A 15,875-nucleotide genomic window follows, 5' to 3' on the forward strand; every position below is an offset into this window, starting at 1 on the left:
AACGTCTGACTGGCCACTCGGGCGCGCTTTCCGGCCTGTCCTCGGGCTGGCTTGAGGTCGGCCGCTTCTCCGATGCAGGCTGCCCCGGTCTCGGCGTGACCGCTCCCAGTCGGCCGAGATCCTGATCGCCAGGGAGCGTCTGCCCGCCGCGATAGGAGAATCGACATGCCGAAGTACGAGAAGATCCCGCCACTTGATCAATGGCTCGCCGACTGCGTGAGCGAGATCGGCCGCCTGCCCGCGGATTCGAAGGAGGTTGCGGAGTTCGGAGCCTTGGCGAAGCAGGACCATGTCCTTGCCACGATTGCCGACCTGCTGGACGACTACGACCTGCTGCGACCGGCCGACAAGGGCAGCAAGCAGTTTCGCAAGCATGTCATCGTCATGTACCTGCACGAGGCGACGACGTTCTGGCTGGCCAAGGGTGACCGCATCCCGAAGACCGCTGTCAGCCGTGATGCGGCAGGGCCGCGCTTTCGCCGGCTTGATCAGCAGGCCGTGTCAGCGGCAGTGACTGCCTTGAGGGACGTGGCTCAGGTGAAGCTGCGCAAGTACTACCGCTGGGTGGATGAAGGGGATCTCGCCGGCATCCGCAAGGCCTTGGTCACCAAGAACCCCATCGGCGTTTCCAACACCGAGGAAGCCGACGACGAGAGGCGCCGGCGCGAGGGCGGCATGGTCTGGTTGTCGGAGGACAAGGATCGCATCGCCTACAAGCTGCGCTTTCGCGGCGGGCTGGCGTACCGCACGCTGCGGCCGGAGTCGGGCTTGGTCGACCCGGAGTTCTGCCTGCTGTCGACTGCGGAGCATGACACCGAGCGCGGCCGCGGCGCAGCGCACTTCGTGATGGATGAGCGTGGCCGCATCTACTGCGGCTACGACCGGCAGCGCGCGCGCGCCTTCAAGTTCTTCCACTCGTCGTTGGTCGCGGGCGCGCCAGCGCTGGCCGCCGGCATGATGCGGATCGACAAGGGACAGGTCACTCAGATCATGAACGCGAGCGGACACTACCGGCCCACCGGACGCCACATGGCCAGTGTCCTCCAGCGGCTGCGTCTGTATGCCGTGGACCTTTCCGAGGTGACGGTGGTGAACCAGACGGACCTCCGCACCTATTCCGCAGCCGACGTCCTGGCCTGGAACGGATGGCCCGAAGGACACTCCTGATCCGGCCGGCTGCGCCAGCCTCAGGTTCACATCGCCATAGCGAGCCACGCCGGGCCGGCTGGGCATGGAGCGGCCGGTACGCGCGGCGAGAACTTGTTCCTGCTTGGTAATGTCCCGTGCCTATCATGTCCGGGCTTCCGGAGTTCAATCCATGCCTCTACACCGCATCGCCCTGATCGCCCACGATCGCAAGAAGGACGACATGATCGCGCTGGCGCGCGAGTTCCAGGATTTCTTGTCCCAATGCCAGCTGTGCGCGACCGGCACCACCGGCGGCCGCTTGCAACGCGAGGTGGGCCTCACCGTGGAGTGCATGCTGAGCGGCCCGCTCGGCGGCGACCTGCAGATCGGGGCACGACTGGCCGTGGGCGGGGTCGACGTCGTGATCTTCCTGCGCGACCCGATGACACCACAGCCGCACGAGCCCGACATCAACGCGCTGGTGCGTGCCTGTGACGTGCACGACATCCCGTGTGCCACCAATGTGGCGAGCGCCCGCTTGCTGCTCGGTGCCTTACGCCGCTGACGCGTCAGGCGCTGGCGCCGTTTCGCGCCACTCGCCTGGTCGGATCACCGCCACTCCCCTCAGGCGTGCCCGCTTCGCGAGCTTGAGCAGCTCCCGGTCCTTGGTCAACAGCCAGCGTGCGCCTTCAGCGACCGCCAGGTCGATGAACTTCTGGTCGTCGGGGTCGCCGCAGCGCATCGGCGCTCGCAGCGCTGGTGCTGCCTGCACGGTCGCATACCGCTCCCAGGTGCTTGCGATATGCAGGGAATCCGGCTGTCTTGCCACGATCCATTCATAGGTGAGCACTCGCTCCAATTCGTCGCGCATCGAGTGGGTGGCAATCCAGCGCATGCGACCGGAGGTCACCGCATCGGCGATGTGCAGGACCTCGGGGTCGCGGAACACCAGCCAGTCCAGCAGCACATTCGTGTCCAGCACCACGCTGGGGAGGGGGGCAAGGCTCATCAGGCTTACGGGCAGTGAGGTTCGAGCGCAGCCGAAGCTTGCGGCTGCTGGGTGCGGTGAATATAATCGAGGGCTTTTCGGCAGTTTCTGCTGCGCTTCATGCTGCGCAGCTTACCCGGATTTGCGGCGAGCCCGCGGCTTGCCTTGTTAAGAGGTGAGCGAATCCGGAGCCTCGTGGGGTCGAGCAAGCGCCTGGTGCGCCAGCCGGTTGACCGCCAAGGCCCTCCGCGCTGACGGCGCGGCACCGGCCGACGGCCACCCCGGCGCGGGCAACCACGGTGGCAACAGCAGCGGCGACGTCGGAAAAGAAATCTGTAACGTAACTTCAAACGGGAACAAGTTACCCATGCCAACCATCAATCAACTCGTGCGTCACGGTCGCGAGACCGAGGTCACGAAGTCCAAGTCGCCGGCGATGGAGGGTTGCCCTCAGCGTCGCGGCGTGTGCACCCGCGTGTACACCACGACGCCGAAGAAGCCGAACTCCGCGCTGCGTAAGGTCGCCAAGGTGCGCCTGACCAACGGTTTCGAGGTCATCTCCTACATCGGCGGTGAAGGCCACAACCTGCAAGAGCACAGCGTGGTGCTGGTGCGTGGTGGCCGTGTCAAGGATCTGCCGGGTGTGCGCTACCACATCGTGCGTGGTTCGCTGGATCTGCAAGGCGTGAAAGACCGCAAGCAGTCCCGCTCCAAGTACGGCGCGAAGCGCCCGAAGAAGGCCTGAGGCTAAGCAAGTTGTCACGGTCCGCTCATATGCTGAGCGAGATCGGATGTGTCGCGGTGGGCCTCAGGCTTGCCGAGTAAGTGGGTGGCCCCAGAAGTCGGTGGCGCCCAGGGTGCGGGTGCAAAGAACAGCCTGCGCCAACTGAAGCAAAAGGAAGGTGAATCATGCCTCGTCGTCGCGAAGTACCGAAGCGCGAGATCCTGCCGGACCCGAAGTTCGGCAACGTCGATCTGTCCAAGTTCATGAACGTGGTGATGGAGTCCGGCAAGAAGGCCGTGGCTGAGCGCATCATCTACGGTGCCCTGGAGCAGGTCGAGAAGAAGTCGGGCAAGGACCCGCTGGAAGTGTTCCTGACCGCGCTGAACAACGTGAAGCCGATGGTCGAAGTGAAGTCCCGCCGCGTGGGCGGTGCGAACTACCAAGTTCCCGTGGAAGTTCGCCCCGTCCGCCGGATGGCGCTGGCCATGCGCTGGCTCAAGGACTCCGCTCGCAAGCGCGGTGAGAAGTCGATGGCCCAACGCCTGGCCAACGAGCTGCTGGAGGCCTCCGAAGGTCGCGGCGGCGCGATGAAAAAGCGCGACGAAGTGCACCGCATGGCAGAAGCCAACAAGGCCTTCTCGCACTTCCGCTTCTAAGCACCGTAAGCAAGCCCCACAGCTGCCCCGCTCGGTCCACGAGACGCGCGGGGCGGCTTTTGTATTTGGAGTGACATCATGTCCCGCAAGACCCCGATTGAGCGTTACCGCAACATTGGTATCTCGGCTCACATCGACGCTGGTAAGACCACCACCACCGAGCGCATCCTGTTCTACACCGGTGTGAACCACAAGATCGGTGAGGTGCACGACGGCGCCGCCACCATGGACTGGATGGAGCAGGAACAGGAGCGGGGCATCACGATCACCTCCGCAGCGACCACTTGCTTCTGGAAGGGCATGGACCTGTCCTATCCTGAGCACCGCTTCAACATCATCGACACCCCGGGGCACGTCGACTTCACCATCGAGGTGGAGCGTTCGATGCGCGTGCTCGACGGCGCCTGCATGGTGTACTGTGCCGTGGGCGGTGTGCAGCCCCAGTCGGAAACCGTCTGGCGTCAGGCCAACAAGTACAAGGTGCCGCGCCTGGCCTTCGTCAACAAGATGGACCGCACCGGCGCGAACTTCTTCAAGGTCTATGACCAGATGAAGACCCGCCTGAAGGCGAACCCGGTGCCCATCGTCGTGCCCATTGGCGCTGAAGACAACTTCAAGGGCGTGGTGGACCTGTTCAAGATGAAAGCGATCATCTGGGACGAGGCCAGCCAGGGCATGAAGTTCGAGTACGGTCCGATCCCGTCCGAGCTGGAAGCCGACTGCCAGAAGTGGCGCGAGAACATGATCGAGGCCGCCGCCGAGTCCAGCGAAGAGCTGATGAACAAGTACCTCGAGACCGGCGAGCTGAGCGAAGAAGAGATCAAGAAGGGCCTGCGCCAGCGCACGATCGCGACCGAGATCCAGCCGATGCTGTGCGGCACCGCCTTCAAAAACAAGGGCGTGCAGCGCATGCTCGACGCGGTGATCGACTTCCTGCCGTCCCCGGTGGACATCCCCCCGGTCGCCGGCACGGACGACGACGACAAGGAAGCCACCCGCAAGGCCGATGACACCGAGAAGTTCTCTGCACTGGCGTTCAAGCTGATGACCGACCCCTACGTCGGCCAGCTGACCTTCGTGCGCGTGTACTCCGGCGTGCTGAAGTCGGGTGACTCCGTCTACAACCCGATCAAGGGCAAGAAGGAACGTATCGGCCGGATCCTCCAGATGCACGCCAACCAGCGTGAAGAAATCAAGGAAATTCTGGCTGGCGACATTGCCGCCTGCGTGGGCCTGAAGGAAGTGACGACCGGCGAAACGCTGTGCGATCCGGAAGCCGTGATCACCCTCGAAAAGATGGTGTTCCCCGAGCCCGTGATCTCCCAGGCCGTCGAGCCGAAGACCAAGGCTGACCAGGAGAAGATGGGTATCGCTCTGGGCCGCCTGGCCCAGGAAGACCCGTCCTTCCGCGTGCGCACCGACGAAGAATCCGGCCAGACCATCATCTCCGGCATGGGCGAGCTGCACCTCGAAATCATCGTCGACCGCATGAAGCGCGAGTTCGGTGTCGAGGCCAACGTCGGCAAGCCGCAGGTGGCCTATCGCGAGACCATCCGCAAGGCGGTGTCCGATGTCGAAGGCAAGTTCGTGCGCCAGTCCGGCGGTAAGGGTCAGTACGGGCACGTCGTGCTGAAGATCGAGCCGCAGGAGCCGGGCAAGGGCTTCGAGTTCGTCGACGCCATCAAGGGCGGTGTGGTCCCGCGCGAGTTCATCCCCGCGGTGGAAAAGGGCCTGATCGACACGCTGCCGAACGGCGTGCTGGCCGGCTTCCCGGTGGTGGACGTCAAGGTCACGCTGACCTTCGGCTCGTACCACGAAGTGGACTCGAACGAAAACGCGTTCAAGATGGCCGCGTCCATCGGTTTCAAGGACGGTTGCCGCAAGGCCAACCCGGTGATCCTGGAGCCGATGATGGCGGTGGAAGTCGAGACCCCGGAAGACTACGCCGGCAACGTCATGGGCGATCTGTCGTCCCGTCGTGGCATGGTCCAGGGCATGGACGACATGCCTGGCGGCGGCAAGGTCATCAAGGCCGAAGTCCCGCTGTCCGAGATGTTCGGCTACTCGACCACGCTGCGCTCGATGTCGCAAGGCCGTGCCACGTACACGATGGAGTTCAAGCACTACGCTGAAGCTCCGAAGAACGTGGCCGACGCGATCATCACCGCTCGCGGCAAGTAATTTTCAAGCCGGTCTTCGTCGGGGCGCCGCACGCTGCCAGTGGCGTGCGAGCCCGCGGCCCGGTGGAGACCTTAAACCGAGCACTGGTGTTGCTCTTTTTCGAGGAGAAAAGAAATGGCAAAAGGCAAGTTTGAACGGACCAAGCCGCACGTCAACGTGGGCACGATTGGTCACGTGGACCACGGCAAGACGACGCTGACGGCAGCGATCACGACGGTGCTGTCGACCAAGTTCGGTGGCGAAGCGAAGGCCTACGACCAGATCGATGCGGCGCCGGAAGAGAAGGCGCGCGGCATCACGATCAACACCGCGCACGTCGAGTACGAGACGCAGAACCGCCACTACGCGCACGTCGACTGCCCGGGGCACGCCGACTACGTGAAGAACATGATCACCGGCGCGGCCCAGATGGACGGCGCGATCCTGGTGTGCTCGGCGGCTGACGGCCCGATGCCGCAGACCCGCGAGCACATCCTGCTGGCGCGTCAGGTCGGTGTGCCGTACATCATCGTGTTCCTGAACAAGTGCGACATGGTGGACGACGCCGAGCTGCTGGAGCTGGTGGAAATGGAAGTCCGCGAGCTGCTGAGCAAGTACGACTTCCCCGGCGACGACACCCCGATCGTGAAGGGTTCGGCCAAGCTGGCGCTGGAAGGCGACAAGGGCGAGCTGGGCGAGCAGGCGATCATGCGCCTGGCCGAAGCGCTGGACACCTACATCCCGACGCCTGAGCGTGCCATCGACGGCACCTTCCTGATGCCGGTGGAAGACGTGTTCTCGATCTCCGGTCGCGGCACCGTGGTGACCGGTCGCGTCGAGCGCGGCGTGATCAAGGTCGGCGAAGAAATCGAAATCGTCGGCATCAAGGCCACGCAGAAGACCACCTGCACGGGCGTGGAGATGTTCCGCAAGCTGCTGGACCAGGGCCAGGCTGGCGACAACGTGGGTATCTTGCTGCGCGGCACCAAGCGTGAAGACGTCGAGCGCGGCCAAGTGCTGTGCAAGCCGGGCTCCATCAAGCCGCACACGCACTTCACCGCCGAGGTGTACGTGCTGAGCAAGGAAGAGGGCGGCCGCCACACCCCGTTCTTCAACAACTACCGTCCCCAGTTCTACTTCCGCACCACCGACGTCACCGGCGCCGTGGAGCTGCCGAAGGACAAGGAGATGGTGATGCCGGGCGACAACGTGTCGATCACCGTCAAGCTGATCGCCCCGATCGCCATGGAAGAAGGCCTGCGTTTCGCCATCCGTGAAGGCGGTCGCACCGTCGGCGCCGGCGTCGTTGCCAAGATCATCGAATAAGCGTCTGCGTGACTTCAGTGCGGGGCGCGCAAGCGCTTCGCGCGCAGCCCCGAACCCCCGCCGCTCCAACGGCAACGCTCTTTAGGACAGAGTCATGCAAAAGCAAAAGATCCGCATCCGCCTCAAGGCCTTCGACTACAAGCTGATCGACCAATCGGCCCTGGAAATCGTCGACACCGCCAAGCGTACCGGCGCCATCGTCAAGGGCCCCGTGCCCCTGCCGACCCGCCTGCAGCGTTTCGACATCCTGCGTTCGCCGCACGTCAACAAGACCTCGCGCGACCAGTTCGAGATCCGCACCCACCAGCGCCTGATGGACATCGTCGACCCGACCGACAAGACCGTCGACGCGCTGATGAAGCTGGACCTGCCGGCTGGCGTGGACGTCGAGATCAAGCTGCAGTAAGCGGCAAAACTAGACGCTCGTGGGGTCATGGCAATTGCGGCGACGGCCGCGGTTGCTATAATCCCCGGCTTTTCCACAAGTGCCCACTTCGGTGGGCCTTTGTGGTTTCTACGGTGGCGCCCCTGCGGGGTGCCGCAAATCAGTCAGTCCGGCCAATCGCTGTCGGACATTGGAGAAAACAATGAGTCTTAGCAATCGCCTCGGATTGCTGGGCCGCAAGGTGGGCATGATGCGCATCTTCACGGACGACGGCGACGCCGTGCCCGTGACGGTGCTGGACGTGTCCAACAACCGCGTGACCCAGGTGAAAACCGTTGAGACCGACGGCTACAGCGCCATCCAGGTGGCGTTCGGTACGCGCAAAGCCTCGCGCGTCACCAAGCCCGAAGCTGGCCACCTCGCGAAAGCGGGCGTCGAAGCCGGCGAACTGCTCAAAGAATTCCGCGTGAGTGCCGAAGTCGCTGCCGAGTACAAGGCGGGTGCCCAGCTGCCGCTGACGATGTTCGCCGTGGGCCAGATGGTCGACGTGCAGGGCACCTCGATCGGTAAGGGCTTCACCGGCACGATCAAGCGCCACAACTTCGGTTCGCAGCGCGCCTCCCACGGTAACAGCCGCTCGCACAACGTGCCCGGCTCGATCTCGATGGCGCAGGACCCCGGCCGCGTGTTCCCGGGCAAGAAGATGTCCGGTCATCTCGGCGACGAGACCACCACCACGCAAAACCTCGACATCGTGCGTATCGACGAAGCCCGCCAGCTGCTGCTGGTGAAGGGTGCCGTTCCGGGCGCCAAGGGCGGCCACGTTGTCGTGCGTCCCGCCGTCAAGGTCAAGGTCAAGAAAGGGGCCCAGTAATGCAGCTCGAGCTCCTGAACGAACAAGGTCAGGCCGCCTCGAAGGTGGACGCTCCTGACACCGTGTTCGGTCGCGATTACAACGAAGCCCTGGTGCACCAGGTGGTGGTGGCTTACCAAGCCAACGCCCGCCAAGGCACCCGTGCCCAGAAGGATCGCGCGACGGTCAAGCACTCCACGAAGAAGCCGTGGCGCCAGAAGGGCACCGGCCGCGCTCGTGCCGGTATGACGTCCTCGCCGCTGTGGCGTGGAGGCGGTCGGATTTTCCCGAACAGCCCCGACGAAAACTTCACCCAGAAGGTCAACAAGAAGATGTTCCGCGCCGGCATGGCCGCCATCTTCTCGCAGCTGGCCCGTGATGGCCGCCTGGCCGTGGTGGACTCCCTGACGGTCGAGTCGCCCAAGACCAAGGCGCTGGCACAGAAGTTCAAGGCCATGGGCCTGGAGTCGGTGATGGTGATCGCCGACCAGGTCGACGAAAACCTGTATCTCGCTTCGCGCAACCTGGCCAACGTGCTCGTCGTCGAGCCGCGTTACGCCGATCCGCTGTCGCTGGTCTTCTACAAGAAGGTGCTGGTGACCAAGGCCGCGATGGAGAAGCTCAAGGAGATGTTCGCATGAGCACTCTGAAATTCGATGAAGGCCGCCTGATGCAGGTGCTGGTCGCTCCGATCGTGTCCGAGAAGGCCACCTCGATTGCGGAAAAGCACAACCAGGTGCTGTTCAAGGTCCTGCGCGACGCCACCAAGCCGGAAATCAAGGCTGCCGTTGAACTGATGTTCAAGGTCGAAGTGGATGCCGTTCAGGTGGTGAACCAGAAGGGCAAGGTCAAGCGCTTTGGCCGCACGATCGGGCGTCGTGACCATGTCAAGAAAGCCTACGTGTCGCTGAAGGAAGGCCAAGAGCTCAACTTCTCCGGGGAGGCTGCGTAAATGGCCGTCGTCAAACTCAAGCCCACTTCGCCTGGCCGCCGTGCCGTGGTGAAGGTGGTGCACAAGCACCTGCACAAGGGCGCGCCCGAGAAGTCGCTGCTCGAGCCGCAGAAGCAGAATGCTGGCCGCAACAACAACGGCCACATCACCACCCGCCACAAGGGCGGTGGTCACAAGCATCACTACCGCGTGGTCGATTTCCGTCGCAACAAGGACGGCATCCCGGCGAAGGTGGAGCGCATCGAGTACGACCCGAACCGCACGGCTCACATCGCCCTGGTGTGCTATGCCGACGGTGAGCGTCGCTACATCATCGCTCCGCGCGGTCTGGACGTGGGCGCCACCATCCTGAGCGGCTCGGAAGCGCCGATCAAGGCTGGCAACACCCTGCCGATCCGCAACATCCCGGTGGGTTCGACCATCCACTGCATCGAGATGCTGCCGGGCAAGGGCGCGCAGATCGCGCGTTCGGCCGGTGCGTCGGCGGTGCTGATGGCTCGTGAAGGTACCTACGCTCAGGTTCGCCTGCGCTCCGGTGAAGTGCGCCGCATTCACGTCGAGTGCCGCGCCACGATTGGTGAAGTGTCCAACGAAGAGCATAGCCTGCGCCAATACGGCAAGGCCGGTGCGATCCGCTGGAAGGGCATCCGTCCGACCGTTCGCGGTGTGGCGATGAACCCGGTGGATCACCCGCACGGTGGTGGCGAAGGCCGCACCGGCGAAGCACGTGCTCCGGTCTCTCCGTGGAACACGCTGACGAAGGGCTACCGCACCCGCAACAACAAGCGCACGCAGAACATGATCGTGTCGCGTCGCAAGAAGTAAGAGGTAGGCTATGGCTCGTTCACTCAAAAAGGGTCCGTTCGTCGACCACCACCTGCAAAACAAGGTGGACAAGGCGGTTGCGGCCAAGGACAAGAAGCCGATCAAGACCTGGTCGCGCCGTTCCACCATCCTGCCCGAGTTCATCGGCCTGACCATTGCCGTGCATAACGGCAAGCAGCACGTGCCGGTGTACGTGACCGACCAGATGGTCGGCCACAAGCTCGGCGAGTTCGCGCTGACCCGCACGTTCAAGGGTCACCCGGCGGACAAGAAAGCGAAACGGTAAGGAGAGGCCATGGAAACCCGTGCAAGTGTTCGCGGCGTGCGTCTGTCGGTCGACAAGGGTCGACTGGTGGCAGACCTGATCCGCGGCAAGAAGGTCGACCAGGCGCTCAACATCCTGACGTTCACGCAGAAAAAAGCTGCCGTGATCATCAAGAAGGCGCTGGAGTCCGCAATCGCCAATGCCGAGCACAACGATGGTGCCGACATTGACGAACTGAAGGTCAAGACGATCTATGTGGAGCAAGGCGCCACGCTGAAGCGTTTCACCGCGCGCGCCAAGGGCCGCGGCAATCGCATCAGCAAGCCCACCTGCCACATCTTCGTGACCGTCGGCAACTGATAGGCAGACAGGAAGACTATGGGACAGAAAATCCATCCGACCGGCTTCCGGCTGCCCGTCACCCGTGCCTGGTCGTCGCGCTGGTACGCGTCGAACCGCAACTTCAGCACCATGCTGGCTGAAGACCTGCAGGTTCGCGAGTTCCTCAAGGCGCGTCTGAAGAATGCTGCGGTGTCGCGCATCCTGATCGAGCGTCCGGCAAAGAACGCCCGTATCACGATCTACTCCGCCCGTCCGGGTGTGGTGATCGGCAAGAAGGGCGAGGACATCGAGAACCTGAAGGCTGAACTGACGCGCCGCCTGGGCGTGCCGGTCGCAGTGAACATCGAGGAAGTGCGCAAGCCCGAAATCGATGCCCAGCTGATCGCCGACTCGATCACCCAGCAGCTCGAGAAGCGCATCATGTTCCGTCGTGCGATGAAGCGCGCGATGCAGAATGCGATGCGCCTGGGCGCGCAGGGCATCAAGATCATGTCCGCTGGCCGTCTGAACGGTATCGAAATCGCACGTACCGAGTGGTATCGCGAAGGCCGTGTGCCCCTGCACACCCTGCGTGCTGACATCGACTACGGCTTCTCGGAAGCGAAGACCACCTACGGCGTCATCGGCGTCAAGGTGTGGGTCTACAAGGGCGACCGTCTGGGCCGTGGCGAAGCGCCGGCGGCCAAGACCGACGAGCGTCCGGAAGACGACCGCCGCAACCGCCGTGGCCCGCGTGGTGATCGCCCGTCCGGCGACCGCCGCCCGCCGCGGGGTGGCCCCGGTGCTCGTGCCGGCGCTGGCCGTAACGAAGCTCCGGCCGATGGCAGCGACAAGCCTGCAGAAGCCGCCGACGCCAAGACCGCTGCGGTCAAGCGCGTGCGCAAAGCCGCCACCCCGGGCTCCGGCACGGGCGAGGCGTAAGGAGAATAGAACATGTTGCAACCCGCTCGTCGCAAGTTCCGCAAAGAGCAGAAGGGCCGTAACACCGGGATCGCCACGCGCGGCACCAACGTCTCGTTCGGCGATTTCGGCCTGAAGGCCACCGAGCGCGGTCGTCTGACGGCGCGCCAGATCGAGGCAGCCCGTCGTGCGATCTCCCGTCACGTGAAGCGTGGCGGCCGCATCTGGATCCGCATCTTCCCGGACAAGCCGATCTCGCAAAAGCCGGCTGAAGTCCGTATGGGTAACGGCAAGGGCAACCCCGAGTACTACGTGGCCGAGATCCAGCCGGGCAAGGTGCTCTACGAGATCAACGGCGTGCCGGAAGAACTCGCCCGCGAGGCCTTCCAACTGGCGTCCGCCAAGCTGCCGCTGCGCACGATCTTCGTGGCGCGCCAGATGGGTACCTGACCGACGCATTCGGAGAACTGTATGAAAGCATCTGAACTGCGCAGCAAGGACGTCGCCGGCCTCGACCAGGAGGTCAAGGACCTGTTGAAGGCCCACTTCGGCCTGCGCATGCAAAAGGCGACTCAACAGCTGAGCGATCACACCCAGCTGAAGAAGACCCGCCGTGACATCGCTCGCGCCAAGACCATCCTGGCCGAGAAGAAGAAAGAAGGAGCCGCCAAATGACGGAAGCTCAAGCCGCTCAGAAGAACACCCGCACCTTCGTTGGTCGCGTGGTGAGCGACAAGCGCGCCAAGACCGTCACGGTCCTGGTCGAGAACCGCGTGAAGCACGAGCTGTACGGCAAGATCGTGGCCCGGTCGCGCAAGTACCACGCCCATGACGAGAATGGCGAGTACAAGATGGGCGACCTGGTCGAGATCTCGGAAGGCCGTCCGATCTCCAAGACCAAATCTTGGGTCGTCACGCGCCTGATCGAGAAGGCTCGCATCGTCTGAAGGTGATGCAATGCGGCGGCGGACGTCACAGTCCGGCGCTGCGGCACGAGAACGGTCGTGCGCCGCCTGGCGCCCGGCCGTTTTTTATTTGGATTTCATTGACACGAGGAGGCCCCCATCATGTTGAAAGTTGGCGACAAGCTGCCCGCGGGCAAGCTGCAGGAGTTCATCGAGGTCGAAGGCAACGGCTGCTCGCTCGGGCCCAACACCTTTGATATCGACGCGGCCACGGCCGGCAAGACCATTGCGATCTTTGCCCTGCCTGGCGCCTTCACGCCGACCTGCTCGGCGCAGCATGTCCCTGGTTTTGTCGAGAGCGCGGACGCCTTCAAGGCCGCCGGCGTCGACGAGATCTGGTGCATCTCGGTCAACGATGCCTTCGTGATGGGCGCCTGGGGGCGGACCCAGCAAACGGCCGGCAAGGTGCGGATGATGGCGGACGGCAGCGGTGATTTCGCGCGCGCCGCCGGCCTGACGCTGGACCTGACGGCCAAGGGCATGGGCGTGCGCTCGCAGCGCTACTCGATGCTGGTGGTCGACGGCGAGGTGAAAACGCTCAATGTCGAAGCGCCGGGCAAGTTCGAGGTGAGCGACGCCCGGACGCTGCTGGAGCAGGCGCGGCAACTGCGCGCTTGACGGGCGGCCGACCGCTCTCCCTGCGCCTTCACGCAAGCGGCAGTTGACATTGCTGAGGGCGCCCTTCATAATTTGCAGCTTCGCCGGAATTCGGGTGGGTGTCGCCATGCACATGGCAGGCACGCAAGACGAGCCGGCTTCGCCCAGTGGCCGGGCTCGCTCGGTCTGACGGGCCCAAGACTGACCGCACTAGCTTCCTGCGATGGGCGCAGGAGCGCAGCGGGAAAAGTTGGGGACATAAATGATTCAAATGCAATCGCGACTGGACGTCGCCGACAACACTGGCGCGAAGTCCGTCATGTGTATCAAGGTGCTCGGCGGTTCCAAGCGTCGTTACGCCGGTATCGGCGACATCATCAAGGTGAGCATCAAGGAAGCCGCACCGCGTGGCCGCGTCAAGAAGGGCGAGGTCTACAGCGCTGTGGTCGTGCGTACCGCCAAGGGCGTGCGCCGTCAGGATGGCTCGCTGATCAAGTTCGACGGCAACGCTGCGGTGCTGCTGAACGCCAAGTTGGAGCCCATCGGCACCCGTATCTTCGGCCCGGTCACGCGCGAGCTGCGTACCGAGCGCTTCATGAAGATCGTGTCGCTGGCCCCGGAAGTTCTCTGAGCTGCGAGCGAGGGCAGGCCATGAACAAAATTCGTAAAGGCGACCAGGTCATCGTGTTGACCGGCCGCGACAAGGGCAAGCGCGGCACCGTGTCCGCGCGCATCGACGCCGACCACCTGACGGTGGAGGGCATCAACGTCGTCAAGAAGCACGTGCGCCCGAACCCGATGAAGGGCACGACCGGTGGCATCGTCGACAAGACCATGCCGATTCACCAGTCGAACGTTGCGATCTTCAATCCCGCTTCCGGCAAGGCCGACCGCGTTGGCATCAAGCTCCTGGCTGATGGCAAGAAGGTGCGCGTCTTCAAGTCGAGCGGCGAAGAGATCAAGGCTTAAAGAGGTTCGAGATGGCTCGTTTGCAAGAGTTTTACCGCGAAAAAGTGGTGCCGAACCTCGTTCAGAAGTTTGGCTACAAGTCGGTGATGGAAGTCCCGCGCATCACCAAGATCACGCTGAACATGGGCGTGAGCGAGGCGGTCGCCGACAAGAAGGTGATGGAACACGCCGTGGGCGACCTCACCAAGATCGCCGGCCAGAAGCCCGTGGTCACCAAGTCCCGCAAGGCAATCGCCGGTTTCAAGATCCGTGACGGCGTGCCCATCGGCTGCATGGTCACCCTGCGCGGCGTCCAGATGTATGAATTCCTGGACCGCTTCGTCACCGTGGCTCTGCCCCGCGTGCGCGATTTCCGCGGTATCTCGGGTCGTTCCTTCGACGGTCGCGGCAACTACAACGTCGGCGTCAAAGAACAGATCATCTTCCCCGAGATCGAGTACGACAAGGTCGATGCGCTGCGCGGCCTGAATATCAGCATCACCACGACGGCGAAGTCGGACGACGAGTGCAAGGCGCTCCTCGCCGAGTTCCGTTTCCCGTTCAAGAACTGAGGTGGCTCGTGGCTAAAGTTTCGATGAAGCAACGCGAACAGAAGCGTGCCGACCTGGCTGCCAAGTACGCGAAGAAATATGCCGAGCTGAAGGCGGTCGCCAACGACGCCAAGAAGTCCGACGAAGAGCGTTACCTGGCTCGCCTGGAGCTGCAGAAGCTCCCGCGCAATGCCAACCCGACCCGCCAGCGCAACCGTTGCGAACTGACCGGCCGTCCCCGTGGCACGTTCCGCAAGTTCGGCCTGGCCCGCAACAAGATTCGTGAACTGGCCTTCTCGGGTGACATCCCGGGCGTGGTCAAAGCCAGCTGGTAATCGGCAGGGAGACATCCAATGAGCATGAGTGATCCTATCGCCGATATGCTGACCCGCATTCGCAACGCACAGACCGTTGAGAAGGCCAGCGTTTCGATGCCCGCTTCGAAGTTGAAGGTGGCGATCGCCCAGGTCCTGAAGGACGAGGGCTACATCGACGGTTTCGCGGTGCGTGGCGAACAAGCCAAGCCGCAGCTGGAGATTTCGCTGAAGTACTACGCCGGTCGTCCGGTGATCGAGCGCCTGGAGCGCGTGAGCCGTCCCGGCCTGCGCATCTACAAGGGCCGCCACGACATTCCTCAGGTCATGAATGGCCTGGGCGTGGCGATCGTGACGACGCCCAAGGGCGTGATGACCGACCGCAAAGCACGTCAAGCCGGTATCGGCGGCGAAGTGCTGTGCTACGTCGCCTGATCGAGGGAGGCTAATCAATGTCCCGCGTTGGAAAAATGCCGGTCGCCGTCCCGCAAGGCGTGGATGTGGCGATCACGGCCGAGCAGATCAGCGTCAAGGGTTCGCTGGGCACGCTGGTGCGTCCCGTGAACTCGCTGGTCACGGTCAAGAATGAAGGCGGCAAGCTGACGTTCACTCCGGTGAACGAATCGGCTGAAGCCAATGCGATGTCCGGCACGATGCGTGCGCTCGTCGCGAACATGGTCAACGGTGTCACCAAGGGCTTCGAGAAGAAGCTGAACCTGGTGGGCGTGGGTTACCGCGCTCAGGCACAAGGCCAGAAGCTGAACCTGCAAATCGGTTTCTCTCACCCGGTGGTGAAGGAAATGCCGGCAGGTATCAAGGTGGAAACCCCGACGCAAACCGAAATCCTGATCAAGGGTTCGGACCGTCAGGTGGTGGGCCAGCTCGCCGCTGAAGTGCGCGCTTTCCGTCCGCCCGAGCCCTACAAGGGCAAGGGGATCCGCTATTCCGACGAGAAGGTCTCTATCAAAGAGACCAAGAAGAAGTAAGGAGCTGCGA

Annotated in this window: 25 protein-coding genes; 24 read left to right on the forward strand and 1 reads right to left on the reverse strand. The window is 63.4% G+C overall.

Features of this window, described 5'->3' with window-relative positions; all coding sequences use genetic code 11:
• Positions 1-165 precede the first annotated feature (165 nt).
• Together N7L95_RS17445 and N7L95_RS17450 are read left to right on the forward strand one after the other, a co-directional pair.
• Entirely contained in the window at positions 166-1,167 is a 1,002-nt protein-coding gene (locus N7L95_RS17445) for an IQM protein middle domain-containing protein (RefSeq protein WP_301256528.1), read from the forward strand.
• A gap of 151 nt (positions 1,168-1,318) precedes the next feature.
• Positions 1,319-1,693 carry a methylglyoxal synthase gene (locus tag N7L95_RS17450; protein ID WP_301256529.1) on the forward strand — a complete coding sequence of 125 codons (375 nt, stop codon included), beginning with the start codon at positions 1,319-1,321 and terminating at the stop codon, positions 1,691-1,693.
• Here N7L95_RS17450 and N7L95_RS17455 read toward each other — a convergent pair.
• Positions 1,682-2,137 carry a putative toxin-antitoxin system toxin component, PIN family gene (locus N7L95_RS17455; RefSeq protein ID WP_301256530.1) on the reverse strand — a complete coding sequence of 152 codons (456 nt, stop codon included), beginning with the start codon at positions 2,135-2,137 and terminating at the stop codon, positions 1,682-1,684. The two genes, N7L95_RS17450 and N7L95_RS17455, sit on opposite strands and share 12 nt — an antisense overlap.
• 346 nt (positions 2,138-2,483) lie before the next feature.
• Between N7L95_RS17455 and rpsL the strand changes: the two genes are divergently transcribed.
• The 22 genes from rpsL (at position 2,484) to rplF (ending at position 15,865) form a co-directional block, all read left to right on the forward strand.
• The gene (rpsL, locus tag N7L95_RS17460) at positions 2,484-2,861 is read left to right on the forward strand and encodes a 30S ribosomal protein S12 (protein ID WP_301260176.1); all 378 of its coding nucleotides are present in this window, start codon (positions 2,484-2,486) and stop codon (positions 2,859-2,861) included.
• A gap of 164 nt (positions 2,862-3,025) precedes the next feature.
• A complete protein-coding gene (gene rpsG / locus N7L95_RS17465; protein WP_265407219.1) occupies positions 3,026-3,496 on the forward strand; it encodes a 30S ribosomal protein S7 in 471 nt (156 codons plus the stop codon).
• Between the two features lie 78 nt (positions 3,497-3,574).
• On the forward strand, positions 3,575-5,677 hold the full coding sequence (fusA, locus tag N7L95_RS17470; RefSeq protein ID WP_301256531.1) for an elongation factor G: 2,103 nt from the start codon (positions 3,575-3,577) through the stop codon (positions 5,675-5,677).
• A gap of 114 nt (positions 5,678-5,791) precedes the next feature.
• Positions 5,792-6,982, forward strand: coding sequence for an elongation factor Tu (gene tuf, locus N7L95_RS17475; RefSeq protein ID WP_301256521.1), 1,191 nt, complete (start codon positions 5,792-5,794; stop codon positions 6,980-6,982).
• A gap of 94 nt (positions 6,983-7,076) precedes the next feature.
• Positions 7,077-7,388 (forward strand): 30S ribosomal protein S10, encoded by a 312-nt coding sequence (rpsJ, locus tag N7L95_RS17480; protein ID WP_104357074.1) that lies wholly within the window; start codon positions 7,077-7,079, stop codon positions 7,386-7,388.
• 181 nt (positions 7,389-7,569) lie between these two features.
• A complete protein-coding gene (rplC, locus tag N7L95_RS17485; protein ID WP_301260177.1) occupies positions 7,570-8,241 on the forward strand; it encodes a 50S ribosomal protein L3 in 672 nt (223 codons plus the stop codon).
• The gene (gene rplD, locus N7L95_RS17490; RefSeq protein ID WP_301256532.1) at positions 8,241-8,861 is read left to right on the forward strand and encodes a 50S ribosomal protein L4; all 621 of its coding nucleotides are present in this window, start codon (positions 8,241-8,243) and stop codon (positions 8,859-8,861) included. The genes rplC and rplD overlap by 1 nt, the downstream gene beginning before the upstream one ends.
• Positions 8,858-9,172: a 50S ribosomal protein L23 gene (rplW, locus tag N7L95_RS17495; protein ID WP_301256533.1), complete on the forward strand. Its 315-nt coding sequence runs from the start codon at positions 8,858-8,860 to the stop codon at positions 9,170-9,172. Before rplD ends, rplW begins: the two co-directional genes overlap by 4 nt.
• A complete protein-coding gene (rplB, locus tag N7L95_RS17500; RefSeq protein ID WP_301256534.1) occupies positions 9,173-9,997 on the forward strand; it encodes a 50S ribosomal protein L2 in 825 nt (274 codons plus the stop codon).
• Between the two features lie 10 nt (positions 9,998-10,007).
• Entirely contained in the window at positions 10,008-10,283 is a 276-nt protein-coding gene (rpsS, locus tag N7L95_RS17505) for a 30S ribosomal protein S19 (RefSeq protein ID WP_301256535.1), read from the forward strand.
• Between the two features lie 9 nt (positions 10,284-10,292).
• Positions 10,293-10,622, forward strand: a complete 330-nt coding sequence (rplV, locus tag N7L95_RS17510) for a 50S ribosomal protein L22 (protein ID WP_265403393.1) — start codon at positions 10,293-10,295, stop codon at positions 10,620-10,622.
• Positions 10,623-10,640: 18 nt separating this feature from the next.
• Positions 10,641-11,525, forward strand: coding sequence for a 30S ribosomal protein S3 (gene rpsC, locus N7L95_RS17515; RefSeq protein ID WP_301256536.1), 885 nt, complete (start codon positions 10,641-10,643; stop codon positions 11,523-11,525).
• 12 nt (positions 11,526-11,537) lie between these two features.
• The gene (gene rplP, locus N7L95_RS17520; RefSeq protein ID WP_301256537.1) at positions 11,538-11,954 is read left to right on the forward strand and encodes a 50S ribosomal protein L16; all 417 of its coding nucleotides are present in this window, start codon (positions 11,538-11,540) and stop codon (positions 11,952-11,954) included.
• Positions 11,955-11,975: 21 nt separating this feature from the next.
• Positions 11,976-12,179 carry a 50S ribosomal protein L29 gene (rpmC, locus tag N7L95_RS17525; protein ID WP_301256538.1) on the forward strand — a complete coding sequence of 68 codons (204 nt, stop codon included), beginning with the start codon at positions 11,976-11,978 and terminating at the stop codon, positions 12,177-12,179.
• On the forward strand, positions 12,176-12,451 hold the full coding sequence (rpsQ, locus tag N7L95_RS17530) for a 30S ribosomal protein S17 (RefSeq protein WP_301256539.1): 276 nt from the start codon (positions 12,176-12,178) through the stop codon (positions 12,449-12,451). The genes rpmC and rpsQ overlap by 4 nt, the downstream gene beginning before the upstream one ends.
• A 120-nt stretch (positions 12,452-12,571) precedes the next feature.
• Positions 12,572-13,087, forward strand: coding sequence for a peroxiredoxin (locus tag N7L95_RS17535; protein WP_301256540.1), 516 nt, complete (start codon positions 12,572-12,574; stop codon positions 13,085-13,087).
• A 241-nt stretch (positions 13,088-13,328) separates the two neighbouring features.
• The gene (gene rplN, locus N7L95_RS17540) at positions 13,329-13,697 is read left to right on the forward strand and encodes a 50S ribosomal protein L14 (RefSeq protein ID WP_125241506.1); all 369 of its coding nucleotides are present in this window, start codon (positions 13,329-13,331) and stop codon (positions 13,695-13,697) included.
• A gap of 20 nt (positions 13,698-13,717) precedes the next feature.
• Positions 13,718-14,035 (forward strand): 50S ribosomal protein L24, encoded by a 318-nt coding sequence (rplX, locus tag N7L95_RS17545; RefSeq protein ID WP_301256541.1) that lies wholly within the window; start codon positions 13,718-13,720, stop codon positions 14,033-14,035.
• A gap of 11 nt (positions 14,036-14,046) precedes the next feature.
• Complete coding sequence (rplE, locus tag N7L95_RS17550; protein ID WP_301256542.1) at positions 14,047-14,586, forward strand: 50S ribosomal protein L5; 540 nt, start codon at positions 14,047-14,049, stop codon at positions 14,584-14,586.
• A gap of 23 nt (positions 14,587-14,609) precedes the next feature.
• Positions 14,610-14,900, forward strand: a complete 291-nt coding sequence (gene rpsN / locus N7L95_RS17555) for a 30S ribosomal protein S14 (protein WP_416136172.1) — start codon at positions 14,610-14,612, stop codon at positions 14,898-14,900.
• Positions 14,901-14,918: 18 nt separating this feature from the next.
• Positions 14,919-15,314 (forward strand): 30S ribosomal protein S8, encoded by a 396-nt coding sequence (gene rpsH / locus N7L95_RS17560; protein ID WP_301256543.1) that lies wholly within the window; start codon positions 14,919-14,921, stop codon positions 15,312-15,314.
• 17 nt (positions 15,315-15,331) lie between these two features.
• Entirely contained in the window at positions 15,332-15,865 is a 534-nt protein-coding gene (gene rplF, locus N7L95_RS17565; protein WP_301256544.1) for a 50S ribosomal protein L6, read from the forward strand.
• The last annotated feature ends 10 nt before the right edge of the window (positions 15,866-15,875 follow it).

The organism is Eleftheria terrae (assembly GCF_030419005.1).
In the GTDB taxonomy this organism is placed as follows: domain Bacteria; phylum Pseudomonadota; class Gammaproteobacteria; order Burkholderiales; family Burkholderiaceae_C; genus Caldimonas; species Caldimonas terrae.

Bases quoted from the DNA above. Each gene is read 5' to 3' on its own strand.
- N7L95_RS17445 (WP_301256528.1), top strand. From the start codon at position 166: ATGCCGAAGTACGAGAAGATCCCGCCACTTGATCAATGGCTCGCCGAC.
- N7L95_RS17450 (WP_301256529.1), top strand. From the start codon at position 1,319: ATGCCTCTACACCGCATCGCCCTGATCGCCCACGATCGCAAGAAGGAC.
- N7L95_RS17455 (WP_301256530.1), bottom strand. From the start codon at position 2,137: ATGAGCCTTGCCCCCCTCCCCAGCGTGGTGCTGGACACGAATGTGCTG.
- rpsL (WP_301260176.1), top strand. From the start codon at position 2,484: ATGCCAACCATCAATCAACTCGTGCGTCACGGTCGCGAGACCGAGGTC.
- rpsG (WP_265407219.1), top strand. From the start codon at position 3,026: ATGCCTCGTCGTCGCGAAGTACCGAAGCGCGAGATCCTGCCGGACCCG.
- fusA (WP_301256531.1), top strand. From the start codon at position 3,575: ATGTCCCGCAAGACCCCGATTGAGCGTTACCGCAACATTGGTATCTCG.
- tuf (WP_301256521.1), top strand. From the start codon at position 5,792: ATGGCAAAAGGCAAGTTTGAACGGACCAAGCCGCACGTCAACGTGGGC.
- rpsJ (WP_104357074.1), top strand. From the start codon at position 7,077: ATGCAAAAGCAAAAGATCCGCATCCGCCTCAAGGCCTTCGACTACAAG.
- rplC (WP_301260177.1), top strand. From the start codon at position 7,570: ATGAGTCTTAGCAATCGCCTCGGATTGCTGGGCCGCAAGGTGGGCATG.
- rplD (WP_301256532.1), top strand. From the start codon at position 8,241: ATGCAGCTCGAGCTCCTGAACGAACAAGGTCAGGCCGCCTCGAAGGTG.
- rplW (WP_301256533.1), top strand. From the start codon at position 8,858: ATGAGCACTCTGAAATTCGATGAAGGCCGCCTGATGCAGGTGCTGGTC.
- rplB (WP_301256534.1), top strand. From the start codon at position 9,173: ATGGCCGTCGTCAAACTCAAGCCCACTTCGCCTGGCCGCCGTGCCGTG.
- rpsS (WP_301256535.1), top strand. From the start codon at position 10,008: ATGGCTCGTTCACTCAAAAAGGGTCCGTTCGTCGACCACCACCTGCAA.
- rplV (WP_265403393.1), top strand. From the start codon at position 10,293: ATGGAAACCCGTGCAAGTGTTCGCGGCGTGCGTCTGTCGGTCGACAAG.
- rpsC (WP_301256536.1), top strand. From the start codon at position 10,641: ATGGGACAGAAAATCCATCCGACCGGCTTCCGGCTGCCCGTCACCCGT.
- rplP (WP_301256537.1), top strand. From the start codon at position 11,538: ATGTTGCAACCCGCTCGTCGCAAGTTCCGCAAAGAGCAGAAGGGCCGT.
- rpmC (WP_301256538.1), top strand. From the start codon at position 11,976: ATGAAAGCATCTGAACTGCGCAGCAAGGACGTCGCCGGCCTCGACCAG.
- rpsQ (WP_301256539.1), top strand. From the start codon at position 12,176: ATGACGGAAGCTCAAGCCGCTCAGAAGAACACCCGCACCTTCGTTGGT.
- N7L95_RS17535 (WP_301256540.1), top strand. From the start codon at position 12,572: ATGTTGAAAGTTGGCGACAAGCTGCCCGCGGGCAAGCTGCAGGAGTTC.
- rplN (WP_125241506.1), top strand. From the start codon at position 13,329: ATGATTCAAATGCAATCGCGACTGGACGTCGCCGACAACACTGGCGCG.
- rplX (WP_301256541.1), top strand. From the start codon at position 13,718: ATGAACAAAATTCGTAAAGGCGACCAGGTCATCGTGTTGACCGGCCGC.
- rplE (WP_301256542.1), top strand. From the start codon at position 14,047: ATGGCTCGTTTGCAAGAGTTTTACCGCGAAAAAGTGGTGCCGAACCTC.
- rpsN (WP_416136172.1), top strand. From the start codon at position 14,610: ATGAAGCAACGCGAACAGAAGCGTGCCGACCTGGCTGCCAAGTACGCG.
- rpsH (WP_301256543.1), top strand. From the start codon at position 14,919: ATGAGCATGAGTGATCCTATCGCCGATATGCTGACCCGCATTCGCAAC.
- rplF (WP_301256544.1), top strand. From the start codon at position 15,332: ATGTCCCGCGTTGGAAAAATGCCGGTCGCCGTCCCGCAAGGCGTGGAT.